The organism is Streptomyces sp. NPDC030862 (genome assembly GCF_055571835.1).
The window spans coordinates 750,789-766,828 of the sequence record NZ_JBVIEN010000002.1 but is presented as its reverse complement, the minus strand read 5'-3'; the positions used below and the strand labels follow the sequence as shown (position 1 = coordinate 766,828).

General features: G+C 74.0%; 13 protein-coding genes. 9 read left to right on the top strand and 4 right to left on the bottom strand.

The window, feature by feature from the left end; all coding sequences use genetic code 11:
• Nucleotides 1–30: 30 nt before the first annotated feature.
• Complete coding sequence (locus ACZ42X_RS07735) at nucleotides 31–1,467, bottom strand: gamma-aminobutyraldehyde dehydrogenase (protein ID WP_468285374.1); 1,437 nt, start codon at nucleotides 1,465–1,467, stop codon at nucleotides 31–33.
• A 186-nt stretch (nucleotides 1,468–1,653) separates the two neighbouring features.
• Here ACZ42X_RS07735 and ACZ42X_RS07730 point away from each other — a divergent pair, with 186 nt between their 5' ends.
• The 9 genes from ACZ42X_RS07730 to fusA all read left to right on the top strand — a co-directional run bounded on the left by ACZ42X_RS07730 (nucleotide 1,654) and on the right by fusA (nucleotide 12,013).
• A complete protein-coding gene (locus ACZ42X_RS07730) occupies nucleotides 1,654–2,160 on the top strand; it encodes an Lrp/AsnC family transcriptional regulator (RefSeq protein ID WP_355356189.1) in 507 nt (168 codons plus the stop codon).
• On the top strand, nucleotides 2,145–3,524 hold the full coding sequence (locus tag ACZ42X_RS07725; RefSeq protein ID WP_361428016.1) for an aspartate aminotransferase family protein: 1,380 nt from the start codon (nucleotides 2,145–2,147) through the stop codon (nucleotides 3,522–3,524). Before ACZ42X_RS07730 ends, ACZ42X_RS07725 begins: the two co-directional genes overlap by 16 nt.
• 219 nt (nucleotides 3,525–3,743) lie before the next feature.
• The gene (locus tag ACZ42X_RS07720; protein ID WP_468285371.1) at nucleotides 3,744–4,478 is read left to right on the top strand and encodes an ABC transporter ATP-binding protein; all 735 of its coding nucleotides are present in this window, start codon (nucleotides 3,744–3,746) and stop codon (nucleotides 4,476–4,478) included.
• The gene (locus ACZ42X_RS07715) at nucleotides 4,460–5,623 is read left to right on the top strand and encodes a hypothetical protein (RefSeq protein WP_468285368.1); all 1,164 of its coding nucleotides are present in this window, start codon (nucleotides 4,460–4,462) and stop codon (nucleotides 5,621–5,623) included. The genes ACZ42X_RS07720 and ACZ42X_RS07715 overlap by 19 nt, the downstream gene beginning before the upstream one ends.
• 153 nt (nucleotides 5,624–5,776) lie before the next feature.
• Nucleotides 5,777–6,961, top strand: a complete 1,185-nt coding sequence (locus tag ACZ42X_RS07710; protein ID WP_468285365.1) for an alpha/beta hydrolase family protein — start codon at nucleotides 5,777–5,779, stop codon at nucleotides 6,959–6,961.
• 16 nt (nucleotides 6,962–6,977) lie between these two features.
• Entirely contained in the window at nucleotides 6,978–8,093 is a 1,116-nt protein-coding gene (locus ACZ42X_RS07705; protein WP_468285363.1) for an LOG family protein, read from the top strand.
• 105 nt (nucleotides 8,094–8,198) lie between these two features.
• Nucleotides 8,199–8,846 carry a hypothetical protein gene (locus ACZ42X_RS07700; RefSeq protein WP_468285360.1) on the top strand — a complete coding sequence of 216 codons (648 nt, stop codon included), beginning with the start codon at nucleotides 8,199–8,201 and terminating at the stop codon, nucleotides 8,844–8,846.
• Nucleotides 8,847–8,859: 13 nt separating this feature from the next.
• Entirely contained in the window at nucleotides 8,860–9,558 is a 699-nt protein-coding gene (locus ACZ42X_RS07695) for a restriction endonuclease (RefSeq protein WP_468285357.1), read from the top strand.
• A 391-nt stretch (nucleotides 9,559–9,949) separates the two neighbouring features.
• The gene (fusA, locus tag ACZ42X_RS07690) at nucleotides 9,950–12,013 is read left to right on the top strand and encodes an elongation factor G (RefSeq protein ID WP_468285354.1); all 2,064 of its coding nucleotides are present in this window, start codon (nucleotides 9,950–9,952) and stop codon (nucleotides 12,011–12,013) included.
• 57 nt (nucleotides 12,014–12,070) lie between these two features.
• Here the strand turns inward: fusA and ACZ42X_RS07685 are convergent, their stop codons facing one another.
• The 3 genes from ACZ42X_RS07685 to ACZ42X_RS07675 form a co-directional block, all read right to left on the bottom strand.
• Nucleotides 12,071–13,639 carry an NAD(P)-binding domain-containing protein gene (locus ACZ42X_RS07685; protein ID WP_468285352.1) on the bottom strand — a complete coding sequence of 523 codons (1,569 nt, stop codon included), beginning with the start codon at nucleotides 13,637–13,639 and terminating at the stop codon, nucleotides 12,071–12,073.
• Nucleotides 13,640–13,786: 147 nt separating this feature from the next.
• A complete protein-coding gene (locus ACZ42X_RS07680) occupies nucleotides 13,787–14,926 on the bottom strand; it encodes a carboxylate-amine ligase (RefSeq protein ID WP_468285349.1) in 1,140 nt (379 codons plus the stop codon).
• Nucleotides 14,927–15,023: 97 nt separating this feature from the next.
• Complete coding sequence (locus tag ACZ42X_RS07675; RefSeq protein WP_468285346.1) at nucleotides 15,024–16,040, bottom strand: ABC transporter ATP-binding protein; 1,017 nt, start codon at nucleotides 16,038–16,040, stop codon at nucleotides 15,024–15,026.

Below are 16,040 nucleotides of genomic sequence, written 5' to 3'. Positions count from 1 at the left end.
GGCCCGCCCGCGAGGTGGTCCTGGAGGGGATCAGCCCAGCGAGGTCATCACGTGCTTGATGCGCGTGTAGTCCTCGAAGCCGTACGCCGACAGGTCCTTGCCGTAACCCGACTTCTTGAAGCCGCCGTGCGGCATCTCCGCGACCAGCGGGATGTGGGTGTTGATCCAGACGCAGCCGAAGTCGAGGTTCTTCGACAGGCGCATGGCGCGGGCGTGGTCCTTGGTCCAGACCGAGGAGGCGAGGGCGTACTCGACGCCGTTCGCGTACGCGACGGCCTGCTCCTCGTCCGTGAAGGACTGGACGGTGATGACCGGGCCGAAGACCTCGTTCTGGATGATCTCGTCGTCCTGCTTGAGGCCGGAGACGACGGTCGGGGCGTAGAAGTAGCCCTTGTCGCCGACCCGGTGGCCGCCCGCCTCGACCTTGGCGTGGGCGGGGAGGCGCTCGATGAAGCCGCTGACCTGCTTCAGCTGGTTGGCGTTGTTGAGCGGGCCGTACAGCACGTCCTCGTCGTCCGGCTGGCCGGTCTTCGTCTCGGCGGCGGCCTTGGCGAGCGCGGCGACGAACTCGTCGTGGATGGACTCCTGGACGAGCACGCGGGTGGCCGCGGTGCAGTCCTGGCCGGCGTTGAAGAAGCCCGCGACCGCGATGTCCTCGACGGCCTTGGCGATGTCGGTGTCCTCGAAGACGACGACCGGCGCCTTGCCGCCCAGCTCCAGGTGGACGCGCTTGACGTCCTTGGCGGCGGACTCGGCGACCTGCATGCCGGCGCGTACGGAGCCGGTGATGGAGGCCATCGCGGGGGTCGGGTGCTCGACCATGGCGCGGCCGGTGTCGCGGTCGCCGCAGATGACGTTGAAGACGCCCTTGGGGACGATCGAGCCGATGATCTCGGCCATCAGCACGGTGGACGCCGGGGTGGTGTCCGACGGCTTGAGGACGACGGTGTTGCCCGCGGCGAGGGCCGGGGCGAACTTCCAGACGGCCATCATCATCGGGTAGTTCCACGGCGCGACCTGGGCGCAGACGCCGACCGGCTCGCGCCGGATGATCGAGGTCATGCCCTCCATGTACTCACCGGCGGACTTGCCCTCCAGCAGGCGGGCGGCGCCGGCGAAGAAGCGGATCTGGTCCACCATCGGGGGGACCTCTTCGGTGCGGGTGAGTGCGAGGGGCTTGCCGGTGTTCTCGGACTCGGCGGCGATGAGGTCCTCGGCGCGCTCTTCGAAGGCGTCCGCGATCTTGAGGAGGACCTTCTGGCGCTCCGCCGGCGTGGTGTCCCGCCAGGCGGGGAAGGCGGCCGCGGCGGCCTCCATGGCGGCGTCGACGTCGGCCTGCCCGGACAGCGGGGAAGTGGCGTACACCTCGCCGGTGGCCGGGTTGACCACGTCGATGGTCCGTCCGTCGGCGGCGTCCCGGAACTCCCCGTTGATGTAGTTGCGCAGACGACGCAGCTCGGTGGTCACTTGCCACCCCTCCTGTCGGTCTCGTGGTGCTCGGTGACTCGGTGTCCAAGTACTGGACAGGCCCACCCTAGTCGCTGCGGTGACGTTTTCGACAGGCCCGACGCTCTAGAACTTCGGATTCAGTGGTATTCGATCACCAGAACAACGAATTTCCTCGTTCTTGGCTTGCGCGAGTGACGAGACTCGGTGCACAGTGGATGCGTGGCCAGTCGAAGCGCAGAGACCAGGACCGGGAATGGATCGTCCCCCGCGATCGATGCCGTGTCCCTGGCGATCATCGAACAGCTCCAGGAGGACGGACGCCGTCCGTACGCCGCCATCGGCAAGGCCGTGGGCCTCTCCGAGGCGGCCGTGCGCCAGCGCGTCCAGAAGCTCCTCGACCAAGGCGTCATGCAGATCGTCGCCGTCACCGACCCGCTCACCGTGGGCTTCCGGCGGCAGGCGATGGTCGGCATCAACGTCGAGGGCGACGTGGAGCAGGTCGCGGACGCCGTGACGGCCATGGCCGAGTGCGAGTACGTGGTGATGACCGCGGGCTCGTTCGACCTCATGGTGGAGATCGTCTGCGAGGACGACGACCACCTGCTGGATGTGATCAACAGGCGCATCCGCACACTCCCCGGCGTGCGCTCCACCGAGAGCTTCGTCTACCTCAAGCTCAAGAAGCAGACCTATATGTGGGGAACCCGATAGCCGTGAGCAAGGACCTCTCCAAGACCGCCTACGACCACCTGTGGATGCACTTCACCCGCATGTCGTCGTACGAGAACAGCCCCGTCCCCACCATCGTCCGCGGTGAGGGCACCTACATCTACGACGACAAGGGCAAGCGCTACCTCGACGGCCTCGCCGGCCTGTTCGTGGTCCAGGCCGGCCACGGCCGCAAGGAGCTCGCCGAGGTCGCCGCCAAGCAGGCCCAGGAGCTCGCCTTCTTCCCGGTGTGGTCCTACGCCCACCCGAAGGCCGTCGAGCTGGCCGAGCGCCTCGCCAACGAAGCCCCGGGCGACCTCAACAAGGTCTTCTTCACCACCGGTGGCGGCGAGGCGGTCGAGACCGCCTGGAAGCTCGCCAAGCAGTACTTCAAGCTGGTCGGCAAGCCGACCAAGTACAAGGTCATCTCCCGCGCGGTCGCCTACCACGGCACCCCGCAGGGCGCCCTGTCGATCACCGGCCTGCCGGGCCTGAAGGCCCCCTTCGAGCCGCTGGTCCCCGGCGCGCACAAGGTGCCGAACACCAACATCTACCGCGCGCCGCTCTTCGGTGACGACCCGGAGGCCTTCGGCCGCTGGGCCGCCGACCAGATCGAGCAGCAGATCCTTTTCGAGGGCCCCGACACCGTCGCGGCCGTCTTCCTGGAGCCGGTGCAGAACGCCGGTGGCTGCTTCCCGCCGCCGCCCGGGTACTTCCAGCGGGTCCGCGAGATCTGCGACCAGTACGACGTGCTGCTCGTCTCCGACGAGGTCATCTGCGCCTTCGGCCGCCTCGGCACGACCTTCGCCTGTGACAAGTTCGGCTACGTGCCGGACATGATCACCTGTGCCAAGGGCATGACCTCGGGCTACTCCCCGATCGGTGCCTGCATCGTGTCGGACCGCCTGGCCGAGCCGTTCTACAAGGGCGACAACACCTTCCTGCACGGCTACACCTTCGGCGGCCACCCGGTCTCCGCGGCCGTCGGCCTCGCCAACCTCGACATCTTCGAGAGCGAGAAGCTGAACCAGCACGTGCTCGACAACGAGGGCAACTTCCTGTCGACCCTGCAGAAGCTGCACGACCTGCCGATCGTCGGCGACGTCCGCGGCAACGGCTTCTTCTACGGCATCGAGCTCGTCAAGGACAAGGTCACCAAGGAGTCGTTCAACGACGACGAGACCGAGCGCGTCCTGTACGGCTTCCTCTCCAAGGCGCTGTTCGACAACGGCCTGTACTGCCGTGCCGACGACCGTGGCGACCCGGTCATCCAGCTGGCTCCGCCGCTGATCTCGAACCAGTCCACGTTCGACGAGATCGAGCAGATCCTCCGGGCCACCCTCACCGAGGCCTGGACGAAGCTCTGATCGCAGAAACGTTCCGGGACCGCCCTCACGGTCCTTGATCGTCCGATCGTAGGCTGAACGCGGCCCGGGTTTGCCCCATCCGAGTGATGTGGGCGACCCGGGCCGTGTGCTTTTCGTACGCCCGGTCATGTATTCCTACGGTGCGCAGTGACCGATCGGCCTGACCTTCGTTCCCCCGTACGGGGGAATCCGATACGAGCTGAGACCGAGGTGTACGCCATGGTGGCCCCGCCGGACAACGACGTGCTCTGGGCACGTTCCCTCCACCACACCCACAGCGGCTCCCCCGCCCTCAGCGGTGTCTCGCTCGGTGTGCGCGAGGGCGAGATCCTCGCCGTGACGGGCCCCCGGGGGTGTGGCAAAACGACACTGCTGCGCTGCCTCTCCGGCCAGCTCGTCCCCCAGGACGGCGAGGTCTGGTTCAACAGCGCCCCCGTCCACACCATGAACGCCCTCCAGCGCGAGCGGCTGCGCCGCGAACGGCTCGGGTGGATCGACCCGCACCCCACCCTCCTCCCCGAGCTGCGGGCCTGGGAGAACGCCGCCCTGCCGCTGTTGCTGCGCGGCTCCTCGCACCGCGCCGCCAAGGCCGCCGCCATGGAGTGGCTGGAGCGGCTCGACATCGGCGACTGCGCCCGCAAGCGCCCCACCGCGCTGACCCAGGCACAGCGCCAGCGCGTCGCCGTCGCCCGTGCCCTGGTGCCCATGCCGACGGTGCTCTTCGCCGACGAGCCCACCGCGCCCCTGCACCGCGCCGACCGGGCGCAGGTGCTGCGGACGCTGACCGCCGCCGCCCGCTCGCACCGGATCACCGTGATCCTCGCCACGCACGACGCGGACGTGGCCGCCGTCGCCGACCGCACCCTCCACCTCCTCGACGGGCGGCGCGTCAACGCCGACGCCGTACGGCTCCACGACGCGGAGGGGCGCGACGCGTGCTCGCTCTCCGTCTAGCCCTGGGCGCCCACCCCCTGGTCCTGCTCCGCAGGCTGCTCGTCGCGGCCGCCTCGGCCGGGGTCGGCTTCCTGCTGCTGTGCGCGCTGGGGTACGCCGTCGGCCACCCCGGCGAGTCCGCCGCCGCCCTGCGGCGCCTGCTGTGGTGCGCGCTGCCGCTGGCGGCGACCGTGCACCTCGCCGTCGCCGTGGCCCGTACGGACCCCGGTACGCGGCCGCGGCCGGGCCTGTCGGCGATCGGGCTCGGCCCCGCGCGCATGACCGCGCTCGCCGCCGCGTCGACCGCCGTGTCCAGCGCGCTCGGCTCGGCGGTCGCCCTGCTGGTCTTCCTGCACCTGCGCGGCGACCTCACGGGCCTGCCGTTCGACGGGGCGGCGTCCGAGCTGCTGGCGGCCGGACAGCCGCTGCCTCTGGCGGGCGCGCTCACCCTGCTCGCCGTCGTCCCGCTGACCGCCTCCGTGGCGGCGGCCCTGGCGCTGCGCCCGCGCCGCACGCCCCTCCCGCGGGACGGGGCCGCCCCGCGGGAGCGCGAGGAGCCGGCCGCGCGCCGCCCCCTGACCACCCCGGCCGACCTGCCGTGGGGCGTGGCCCTGATGGCGGTCGGCCTCGCCCTCGGGACGTACGCGGCGCGCGGCGCCTCCGCCGAGGCGGTGGTGCCTCCCCGCGGCGTGCTGGCCGGGTGGGTGCTCACCGCCGTGGGCCTGGCCCTCACCGGGCCGGGCGTCGCCCACCTGTGCGGGCGGGCCCTGCAGGCGCTGCGGCCGGGCGCCACGCGACTGCTGGCCGGGCGGGCCCTGATGGCGGAGGCCCGGCGCATCGGGCGGCCGCTGGGCGTGGCCTGCGCCGTGGCGTCCGCCACCCTCACCGCGACGATGCTCTACGGCGACGGGGGCGTGCGCCCCTTCGGCCCCCTGACCGGACTGGGCGCGAGCCTCGTCCTCGGCTGCACCGCGGCCACCCTGCTCACGGCGGCGCTGGAGTCCCGCCAGACCCGTGTCGACACCAAGGACGCGCTGCTGCGCCTGGGTGCCTCGCGCGCCCTGCTGCGCACGGCCGCGGGCCTGCGCGCACTGGTGCTGCTGGTGGTGTTCGCACCGCTGACGTGGGCCGTCGCGGAGCTGGCGGCGCTCCCGCTGCGCCGGTGAGGCGCTCGGCTCCCCTGCCTGAGCCCGCGCCCCGGTCGTAGGGGGCCGTCCGTCCCCGGAACGACGGGGGGCCTGCGGTCCGTCCCAGGACGGACCGAGGGACGGGCTCGCCGGAGGAGGTGGCCGCGGCGCCCGCTGCCTAGCGTGATCCGCATGAACCGACTGCCCCGCGGCGCCACCGCCGCCCTGATCGGCCTGTCCCTCCTCGCCCTCGGCGCCGGCACGGCCCAGGCGTTACCCGCGCCCGCCACGCCGCCCCACGCCGTCGCCTCGCCCGCCGTGGGCGACCGCGTACGCCTCGAACTGCCCCGCCCCACCGGGCCGCTGGCCGTGGGGCGCGACACCCTGCACCTGGTGGACTCGGGCCGCCCCGACCCGTGGGTGCCCGAGTCCGGGGCCCGGGAGCTGATGGTCTCGCTGTACTACCCGGCCCGCCCCGGGCGGGGCCCGACGGCGCCGTACATGACCACCGAGGAGGCGCGGGCCTTCCTGGCGGACCGCAAGCTGACCGGCAAGGTGCCCGCCGAGACCCTCGGCTCCACCCGTACGTACGCCCGCCCGGGCGCGGCCCCCGTACGCGGCGCCTTCCCCCTGGTCGTCCTGTCGCCCGGCTTCACCGCACACCGCGCGACCCTCACGCTGCTCGCCGAGGACCTGGCGAGCCGGGGGTACGTCGTCGCCGCCGTCGACCACGCCCACGAGTCGGTGGGCACCGCGTTCCCGGGCGACCGGCTCCTCACCTGCGTCGCCTGCGCCACGGTGCGGGAGGTCGGCATGGAGGCGGTTCCGCGCGCCCGCGCCCTGGACGTCTCGTTCCTGATCGACCGGCTCACCGGTCGGCACCCGGCCTGGCGGCACGCGCGCCTGATCGACCGCACGCGGATCGGCATGGCGGGCCACTCCGTCGGCGGCGCCTCCGCCGCCGCCACCATGGCGCGCGACCCGCGCGTACGGGCGGGGGCCAACCTGGACGGCGGCTTCTACGGCGCGGTGCCCGACGACGGTCTCGGCGGCCGGCCCTTCATGGTCATGGGCACCGAGAAGAGCCACGACTCGTGGGTGGAGAGCTGGCCGCGCCTCGACGGCTGGAAGCGCTGGCTGACGGTGACCGGTTCCGGGCACTACACCTTCACCGACGTACCCGTCCTCGCCGATCAGCTCGGGCTCCTTCCACCGGACGAGCCGCTGTCGGGCGACCGCTCGCAGGCGATCACCCGCCGCTACGTGACGGCCTTCTTCGACCTCCACCTCAAGGGCGCGGTGCGGCCCCTGCTGGACGGCCCGTCGGCGGAGCACCCGGAGGTGGTTTTCCACAGGTCCGGCCGACCGGCTCGGTGACGCCTATCGTGGCCGCATGGCACACACTCACCGGCACGGCCACGACCGTGAGATCGAGACCCTGCGGGAGTTCGACGAGGTCGTCGCGCGCGGCAGCCTCGTGGGATACCGCGTCCAGTCCGTCGACCTGACGGACCGTACGTCCGCGCTGCTCGCCGCGCCGGCGACCGGCGCGATATTCCTCGGCTGCCCGATGGAGCCGGACGCGGCGGCGAAGGTGCGCGCCGAGGGTGCGCTCGTCTTCCCGCCCGTACCGGACCTGCCGTTCGACCCCTACCGCGGCCTGCTGTACTCCCCCGACGAGCTGTACGCCGGCCTCGACGGCGACGGGTACGAGGCGACGGCCGACGCCCGCGCGTACGCGTGGTTCCAGCGGACCAAGGCGGACGGGGACGTCTTCGCCTCGATGCTGCGCGCCGTGCACGACGACGCGGTCTCCGACGCGCTCGACGAGCACCTCGCCGGTGCGCGGGTCGTCGGCGTGATGGGCGGCCACGCCATGGCGCGCGGCACCGACGCGTACGCCGGTGCCGCGCGCCTCGGCCGCACCCTCGCCCGCACCGGGCTGACGGTCGCGACCGGCGGCGGGCCCGGCGCGATGGAGGCGGCCAACCTGGGCGCGTACGCCGCCCCCTTCGAGGACGCCATGCTGGAGGAGGCGCTGCTGCTCCTCGGCAAGGAGCCGTCGTACGGCGCGTCGGTGGGCGACTGGGCGCGCGCGGCGTTCGAGGTGCGGTCGCGCTGGCCCGGGGGCGGCGACTCGGTGGGCATCCCGACGTGGTTCTACGGGCACGAGCCGCCGAACGCGTTCGCCGCGCACATCGCCAAGTACTTCTCCAACGCCACGCGTGAGGACGGCCTGCTGGCCCGCTGCACCGCGGGCGTCGTCTTCCTGCCCGGCGCGGCCGGCACCGTGCAGGAGATCTTCGACAGCACGACCCCCAACTACTACGAGTCGCGCGGGGAGCCGACCCCCATGGTGCTGGTGAACCGCACGCACTGGACGGACCACCTGCCGGCCTGGCCCCTGCTGCGGGCGCTGGCCGCCGGGCGCTCGATGGAGGCGCGGATCGCGCTGGTGGACACGGTGGACGAGGCCCCGGAGGCGCTGGCGCGGCTGTCGGCCGCGTAGGAGCACGTGGCAGGCGGTGGGGCCGGGCGCCGTTTCGGGGGCGGAATCGGGGCAACCTGCGAGACCAACAGCCTTTGGGCACAAGCGGATCGAGGAAGGCAGTCCATGTCCACTGTCCTGATCGTCGTCGCCCTCGTCGTGTTGGTGGCCCTCGCGGGCGCGGCGTTGTACTTCTGGAAGAGCCGGTCACGCGGGCTCGACGGCCCCGCGCTGAAGCGGCGGTTCGGGCCCGAGTACGACCTGGCCGTCGCCCGCCACGGCGGCGACACCGAGGCCGCCGAGCGGGAGCTCGCCGGGCGGGTCGAGCGGTACGGCCGGCTGCGGCTCCAGCCGCTCGCACCGGAGGCGCGCGAGCGGTACACCGAGCGCTGGGAGGCGCTGCAGAAGCGGTTCGTGGACGCGCCGCGCGAAGCGGTCGTGGAGGCGGGCGCGCTGCTGGACGGCCTGGCGCAGGAGCGCGGCTTCCCCGCCGCCGCCGACCACGCCCACGACGAGCAGGTGGCCGCCCTGTCGGTGCACCACGCCGGGAGCGTCGACGCCTACCGTCGCGTACGCGGCCGGGCCACGGGCGCAGCGGAGGGCGTCGGCGCCGGTACCAGCGCCAGTACCGGCACGGAGCAGCTGCGTACCGAACTGCTCGAAGCCCGTCGGCTCTTCGACGAGCTGATAACCGAGGGGCGCCGGACGCCCCACCGGCACCCGGAGGCGCGCGGCGGCCGCCATGTGCCGCGCCCGCGTCTGACGCGGTCCTGAGCGGAAGGCCGCTGTGACGACCTCCACTCGCCCGCCGGCCTCCACGGGCCCGGCTTCCACGGGCACCGGGGCCGCCGCCCGCCCCGGTGCCCCTTCCCGGCGCCCGCGCCTCCGGCTGCGTGACGTCGTGCTGGCCGCCGGGCTGGTGGGCATCGTCCTCTGCGGCACCGCGACCATCGCCCGCGCCGCCGCCGACGACGCGTCGGGCGTGCCGGGCGCCGTGCTCGCGGCCCTCGGCCTGGTGGCGGTCGCCGCGGTCCTGGTCCGGGCCGCGGCGCGCCACCGCCGCCGGGCCGCCTCCGCGAAGGCTCCCGCGGACCCCGTCGACTACGACGCCATGGACGCGAACGCGTTCGAGCTGGCCGTGGCGGAGCTCTGCGTGCGGGACGGCTGCGTGGACGTCGAAGTCGTCGGCGGCGCGGGCGACCTCGGCGCCGACGTGGTCGCCACCGCGCCCGACGGGCGGCGCGTGGTGCTCCAGTGCAAGCACTACGGCCCGGGCAACAAGGTCGGCTCGCAGGACCTCCAGCGCTTCGGCGGCACCTGCTTCGCGGTGCACGAAGCCGACGTGGCCGCCCTCGTGACGAGCAGCGACTTCACCGAACCGGCCGCGGAGTACGCGGCGCAGTGCGGCATCGTCTGCTGCGACCGCGCGGCGCTCGACGCCTGGACGGAGGGCGCGGGCCCCGCGCCGTGGTCTCCCGGCCGGTGAACCCCGCGAATAGAGCCGCGCCGGCGAGAGCCGCGCCGGCGAGAGCCGCGCCGGAAAATCCGATGCTCCGGGCCGACTGGGCTCGCTAGTCTCGCTGACGCGCCGTCACACGATCGCGGCGCGCCAACCGGCCATTCGAAGGGAGCCCGACGTGCGTGACCACACCGCCGTCGCCGTTCCCCGGTCGCGGTACGACGTGATCCCGGTGTCCTCGTGTGCCCGGTGGCGGCTGCGCGGCCGCCACCGGATGCCCGTGACGAGCATCTGACACCTCACCCTCGCCGCCGCACGCCGACGCACGCCCGCGTCGGCGTGCCCCGGTCCGCCCGTCCCGGGAATCGCGCCGCCCTGTTCGCGATCACCCGAAAGGCCCCAGGCCATGCGCACACCCATGCGTACCGTACGAAACCTCGGCATCCTCGCCCACGTCGACGCCGGGAAGACCACCCTCACCGAACGGATCCTGTACGCCACCGGCGCCACCCACAAGCGCGGCGAGGTCCACGACGGGACGACCGTCACGGACTTCGACCCGCAGGAACGCGACCGGGGGATCACCATCTTCGCCGCGGCGGTCGGCTGCGTCTGGGACGGCCACCGGATCAACCTCATCGACACACCCGGCCACGTCGACTTCTCCGACGAGGTGGCCAGATCGCTGCGGGTCCTCGACGGAGCGGTCGTGGTGTTCGACGCCGTCGCGGGCGTCGAACCGCAGAGCGAGGCGGTGTGGCGCCAGGCCGACCGGCACGGCGTGCCGCGGATCGCCTTCGTCAACAAGCTCGACCGCGCCGGCGCCGACCTCGACACGGCGGTCGCCTCCCTGCGGGAGCGGCTGGGCGCGGTCCCGCTGGTGGTCCAGCTGCCGATCGGCCGCGAGGTCGGTTTCACGGGCGTGGTGGACCTGGTCCGCATGCGCGCGCTGCTCTGGGAAGGGGAAGGCGCCGGCTCGTACGCGGAAGGCCCGGTCCCCGACGCGCTCCGCGACGAGGCGTACCGGCGCCGCCGGCTGCTGGAGGAGGCCGTGGCGGAGCTCCATCCGGCGGCGCTGGAGGAGTTCTGCGCCGGGTCCGGGGTCTCGGACGGGACGCTCGCCGCGGCGCTGCGCGACCTGACCGTCGGTGGCGAGGGCGTGGTGGTGCTGTGCGGTGCGGCGTACCGCGACCGCGGGGTAGAGCCGCTGCTGGACGCCGTCGTGGCGTACCTCCCGTCGCCCGCGGACGTCCCGCCGGTGCGCGGCACGCTGGACGGCGCGGTGCGGGAGCGGCCCGCCGACCCCGGGGCGCCCTTCGCCGCGCTGGTCTTCAAGGTGCAGGCGACCGCCACCGGCCGGCTGTCCTGCCTGCGCGTGTACGCGGGCACGGTACGGAAGGGGGACGCGGTGCTGGACATGGGCACGGGCCGTACGGAGCGGATCGGCCGGATCCTGCGCGTGCAGGCCGACCGGCACGCCGAGGTGGACCAGGCGTCGGCCGGGGACATCGTCGCGGTGGTGGGGCTGAAGGGCGCCCGCGCCGGGACCACCCTGTGCGCGCCCGGCGACCCGCTGGTCCTGGAGCCGCCCACAGTGACGGACCCGGTCGTGTCGGTGGCGGTGGAGCCCCGCCGCGGCCTGGACACCGACCGGCTGGCGACGGCGCTGGCCCGGCTGGTCGAGGAGGACCCGTCGCTGACGGTGCGGACCGACCCGGAGACGGGCCAGACGGTGCTGTCGGGGATGGGCGAACTGCACCTGGAGGTGGCGGTGGAGAAGGTCCGCCGGGCCCACGGCCTGGAGGTCCGGGTCGGCCGGCCGCGCGTGGCCTATCGGGAGACGGTCGTGCGCGGGGTGTCCGGGCTGACGTACCGGCACGTCAAACAGGACGGCGGCGCGGGCCAGTTCGCCCATGTCGTCCTGGACGTCGAACCGGCGGACGGCGAGAACGAGAGCGGGGACGAGGACTTCGTCTTCCGGTCGGCCGTCGTCGGCGGGCGCGTACCGCAGGAGTACGTCCGGGCTGTGGAGGCCGGCTGCCGGGACGCCCTGGCCGAGGGGCCGCTGGGCGGCCATCCGGTGACCGGCGTGCGGGTGACCCTGACCGACGGGGCCACGCACGTCAAGGACTCGTCGGAGATGGCCTTCCGCACCGCCGGCCGGCTGGCGCTGCGTGAGGCGCTGCGCGCGAGCGTGGTAACGCTGCTCGAACCGGTCGTCGAGGTCACGGTGACCGTGCCCGACGACGCCGTGGGCGGTGTGCTCGGCGACCTGGCGGCACGCCGCGGCCGGGTCTCGGGCTCCACCACCCGGGCCGGCACCGCCGTGCTCACGGCGACCGTGCCGCTGGCGGAGCTGTTCGGTTACGCGTCCCGGCTGCGCGGCCGCACCCAGGGCCGCGGCACCTTCACCACGCGGCCGGCCGGGTACGCGCCCGTACCGGCGGGGGTGTCGGAGCAGGTGGCGGCGTCCCGGAGCTAGGTGAACCGCGAGGCGGCCCCGCCCCCCGTCGGGCGGGGCCGCCTCGCGGCGGTGGCCCTACCGCTCCTGCTCCCGCAGGAAGGCCCGCAGCGGCTCCACGTGCCGGTCGGGGCGGCGCCACTGGGCGCGCAGGTCCTCCAGCAGGTGGCGCTCGGCGGCGATCTCGCCGTGCCGGTAGCGGCGGATCACCGGGTGGAGGAACGCCGACTCGTGGGCCCGCTCGGGCACGGGGCTGCGGCGGATGGCGAAGATGTCGGCGTGCTCCTGGCGGCCCCAGCGCAGGCCCAGGGTGTAGAAGTGCTCCCGGTCGCCGAAGCGGGCCACGGCGTAGTCCTCGGGCAGGTCCTCGTAGTGCCGTACGCATACGCGCCCGTCAGCGGTGTCGAGGACGAACACGTCGACCAGGTACTCGAACTGGGTCCACAGGGCCGAAGACCAGTTGACGCGGTCCAGCATCGTGTCGGCGAGGCGGTCGGGGCCGGCGTCGACGACGGCGTACTCCAGCGGGCGACCGTCGTACCGCTCGGCGAGGAGGCGTGCCAGGGTGCGCAGGTTGTAGCGGAAGCCGTCGATGAAGGGGGAGGCGGCGTGCTTGGTGTCGCGGGCCTGGGCGAGGGTGCCGGCGAAGTAGAGCCCGTCGACGTTGGCCGACTGCCAGTCCGGCCCGGTCGCGGGAAAGCGCCCCGACGCCACGAGCTCCGGGCGGCAGTCCTCGCCGAAGGGCGTGTCGTCCATCCGGAAGCCGGTGCACCGGATGACGGTGTCGTACTCCAGCGACTCGCGCTCCCCCTCGGCGAGGGTGTAGGTGATGTCGACCCGGTACGCGTCGCCGACCGGGCGTATCTCGTCTATCTCGCATTCCAGGACCCCGTGCAGGGTCTTGAACCAATAACTGTCGAGCAGCGCGCCGTACTGTCCGCGTACGTCGCCGGGGTGCTTGCTGTGCCAGGCCAGGCGCGTCGGGTGCGGGGAGGCGAGGTGGACGAGGGCCGCGTGGTCGAGGAGGGGGGTCGCGGTCTCGAAGGCGGAGTTGCCCTTGCCGATGATCAGGACGCGCTTGCCCCGGTACGCCTCGGGGTCGAGGGGCGCGGACTCGTAGCCCTGCGCGTACTCGATCCCCTTGACTGCGGGGACGTACGGGCCGCCCCACCCGGTGGCGACGATCAGGCAGTCGCAGGTGAAGAGGCGTCCGTCGGCGGTGGTCAGGCGGAAGCCGCCGCCGTCGCGGCGGATCTCCGTGACATCGACCCCGAAGCGTATGTGCGGGACGTGGGCGCGCTGGAAGTCCTCCAGGTATGCGGTCATGGTGTCGGCGTGCGGGAACCAGTCGCCGCTGTAGTCGGGGAACAGGGGCCGCGCGGTGGGGGACAGCAGCGAGTTCCAGTCCCAGCGGAGCCGGATCTCCGGGTCCTCCTCGACGGTGTGCACCTTGTTGAGGGAGATCAGCCGCCGGTGGCGGGGGTAGCGCCGGAAGAAGCCGCCGGGCGCGTCCTCCCGTTCCAGTACGACGTGATCGGCGCCGGCCGCCGTCAGGAAGCACCCGAGCTGAAGCCCCGCCGGTCCCGCCCCGAGCACCACATAGCGGTGGTGCTCGCCCGTCCTGCCCTTCCCGTCCGCTGTCACCATCGGCGCCTGCCCCCTCCGCCGCGCTCCGGATCGCATGGTGCCGCCATCATCGCCCGGCGGCGGCCGCCGCGCAGGGCGGTCACCGGCCACTGCGCCACGCCTACGCCGTCCGTCCCGCGCACGGGACCGTCCTGTGCGTAGGGCCCGTCAACGGCGGCCCGGATCGGGGAATCCCTCCGCCCCCGTCTGCGCGGCCAGCCACCGCACGGCACCGGCGAGCGAACCCGCCGCGGCGGCCGCGGCGCGCTGCCGCGCGGCCCCGCAGCCGTGGCGCAGGAGCCACCGCAGCCCCGTCTCCACCAGGTCGGCGTCCCCATGGCGCACCAGCGCAGGTCGGGCGTACGCGACCATCCGCTCGGCGAGCAGCGGCGCGGGGACGGCCCTGCCGGTGGCCACGTCGAGCCCCATGCCGTCCAGCCCGTCCCGGGCCGCCCGCCAGTAGGCGGCGCGCAGCACCTCCGCCGACGGCGCGGGCGCGGGCTCCCCGCGCTCGGCGTCCCGCAGCGCCACCGTGACCAGGGCGCGCACCAGCGCCGCGAGGAACGCCGACTCGGCCGCGGTGCCGGTCATGTCGGCGACGCGCACCTCCAGGGTGGGCAGCCGCGCCGAGGGGCGTACGTCCCAGAAGACGGTTCCGCGATCGACCAGCGCCCCCGACTCGGCCAGGGCGCCGAGGACCTCCTCGTAATGCGCGGGCGAGTGGAAGTACGGCGGCGGGCCCGCCACCGGCCAGCGCCCCCAGGCGAGCGCCCGCCAGGAGGCGTAACCGGTGTCGCGGCCTGCGAAGTACGGGGAGTTGGCCGACATCGCGAGCAGCACCGGCAGCCAGGGGCGCAGCCGGTTGCCGACGTCCAGGGCGCGGGGCAGGCCGGGGATGTCGACGTGCACCTGGAAGGCGCACATGGACATCTCGTCGTGGAGGGCCCGGTAGGTCGCCAGGCCCTCGGCGAAGCGGTCTCCTTCGGTGAGGGGCGGCGGGACGACGTCACCGAGGACGGGCAGCCCGGACGCGACGACCCGGAGCCCCTCGCGCCCGGCGGCGCGTGCGACCGTGCGCCGCAGGGCGAGCAGTTCCCCGCCCAGGTCGCGGGCGTGGCGGTGCGGGGCGCTCTTGGTCTCCACCTGCAGCGTGGTGATCTCGGCGGAGAACCGGCCGGCCGCGCCGGGGGCGCTCGCGCAGTGCTTCAGTACGGCCGGGGCGCCGGGCGCGGCGGCCAGGGTCGCGGCGTCGACGAGGAGGAGCTCCTCCTCGACCCCCATCGCCGGCGCGTCGCCGTACTCGTCCATGAGGACCCTCCCGCCATGCGCCGGGTGCCGTGCGGACCGTGCGGACCGCGCCCACCATGACAGGGAGCTGACGGGCCGTCAATGACGCGGCGCCGCCTCAGTCCAGCACCACGACCTCGTCCGCCGCGAACGTCACCCCGACCACCGCGCCCTCCTCCGGCGCGTCGCGCAGGGCGCACTCCGCCTCCAGCGGCGGGCCGGTCTCCGGGCGGAGCCGTACGGCGACGTGGTGGCCGCGGAAGGTGCGGGCGTCGACCTCGCAGCGCAGGCCGTCCGCCGGGTCGCCGAGCCGCACCCCGGCGGGGCGGACGAGCAGGCGGGCGGCGCCCTGCGGGGCGCCGGCGGGCACGGGGACCTTGCCCCACGCGGTGTCGGCCGCCTCGCCGGCGACCGTCGCCGCCACCACGTTGTCGAAGCCCAGGAAGCGGGCGACGAACTCGGAGGCCGGGCGGCGCCACACCTCCAGCGGCGTGCCGCTCTGCTCGACGCGCCCGTCGCGCATCACCACGACCCGGTCGGCGAGCGCGAACGCCTCCCCCTGGTCGTGCGTCACGGCGAGCACCGTCGTCCCGAGCCGCCCGAACAGGTGGCGCAGCTCCACCACGAGCCGCTCCCGCAGCCCCCGGTCCAGCTGCCCCAGCGGCTCGTCGAGCATGAGCAGCCGCGGGCTGGGCGCCAGGGCGCGGGCGAGGGCCACGCGCTGCTGCTCCCCGCCGGAGAGCGCGGCCACCGCCCGGCGCCCGGCGCCCGGCAGGCCCACCAGCTCCAGCAGCTCGGTCACGCGCGCGGCCTGCTCCCGCTTCGGGGCGCCGCGCATGCGCAGCCCGAAGGCGACGTTCCCGGCGACGTCCCGCTGCGGGAAGAGCTGGTGGTCCTGGAACATCAGCCCGACGCCGCGCCGGTGCACCGGCACCCCGGCCTGGTCCGCGCCGTCCAGCAGCACCCGGCCGCCGTCCACGGGCTGGAGACCCGCGACGACCCGCAGCAGGGTCGACTTGCCGCTGCCGCTCGGGCCGAGCACGCACACGATCTCGTGGTCGGCGACCGCGAGGTCCACCGCGTCGAGGGCGGCGCGGGCCCCGAAGCGTACGGTCACGCCGTCTAGGCGCAGCAT

Coding starts and splice junctions, on each gene's coding strand:
- ACZ42X_RS07720 (WP_468285371.1), top strand. CDS start 3,744: ATGGTGGCCCCGCCGGACAACGACGTGCTCTGGGCACGTTCCCTCCAC.
- ACZ42X_RS07685 (WP_468285352.1), bottom strand. CDS start 13,639: ATGGTGACAGCGGACGGGAAGGGCAGGACGGGCGAGCACCACCGCTAT.
- fusA (WP_468285354.1), top strand. CDS start 9,950: ATGCGTACCGTACGAAACCTCGGCATCCTCGCCCACGTCGACGCCGGG.
- ACZ42X_RS07680 (WP_468285349.1), bottom strand. CDS start 14,926: ATGGACGAGTACGGCGACGCGCCGGCGATGGGGGTCGAGGAGGAGCTC.
- ACZ42X_RS07700 (WP_468285360.1), top strand. CDS start 8,199: ATGTCCACTGTCCTGATCGTCGTCGCCCTCGTCGTGTTGGTGGCCCTC.
- ACZ42X_RS07705 (WP_468285363.1), top strand. CDS start 6,978: ATGGCACACACTCACCGGCACGGCCACGACCGTGAGATCGAGACCCTG.
- ACZ42X_RS07675 (WP_468285346.1), bottom strand. CDS start 16,040: ATGCTGCGCCTAGACGGCGTGACCGTACGCTTCGGGGCCCGCGCCGCC.
- ACZ42X_RS07710 (WP_468285365.1), top strand. CDS start 5,777: ATGAACCGACTGCCCCGCGGCGCCACCGCCGCCCTGATCGGCCTGTCC.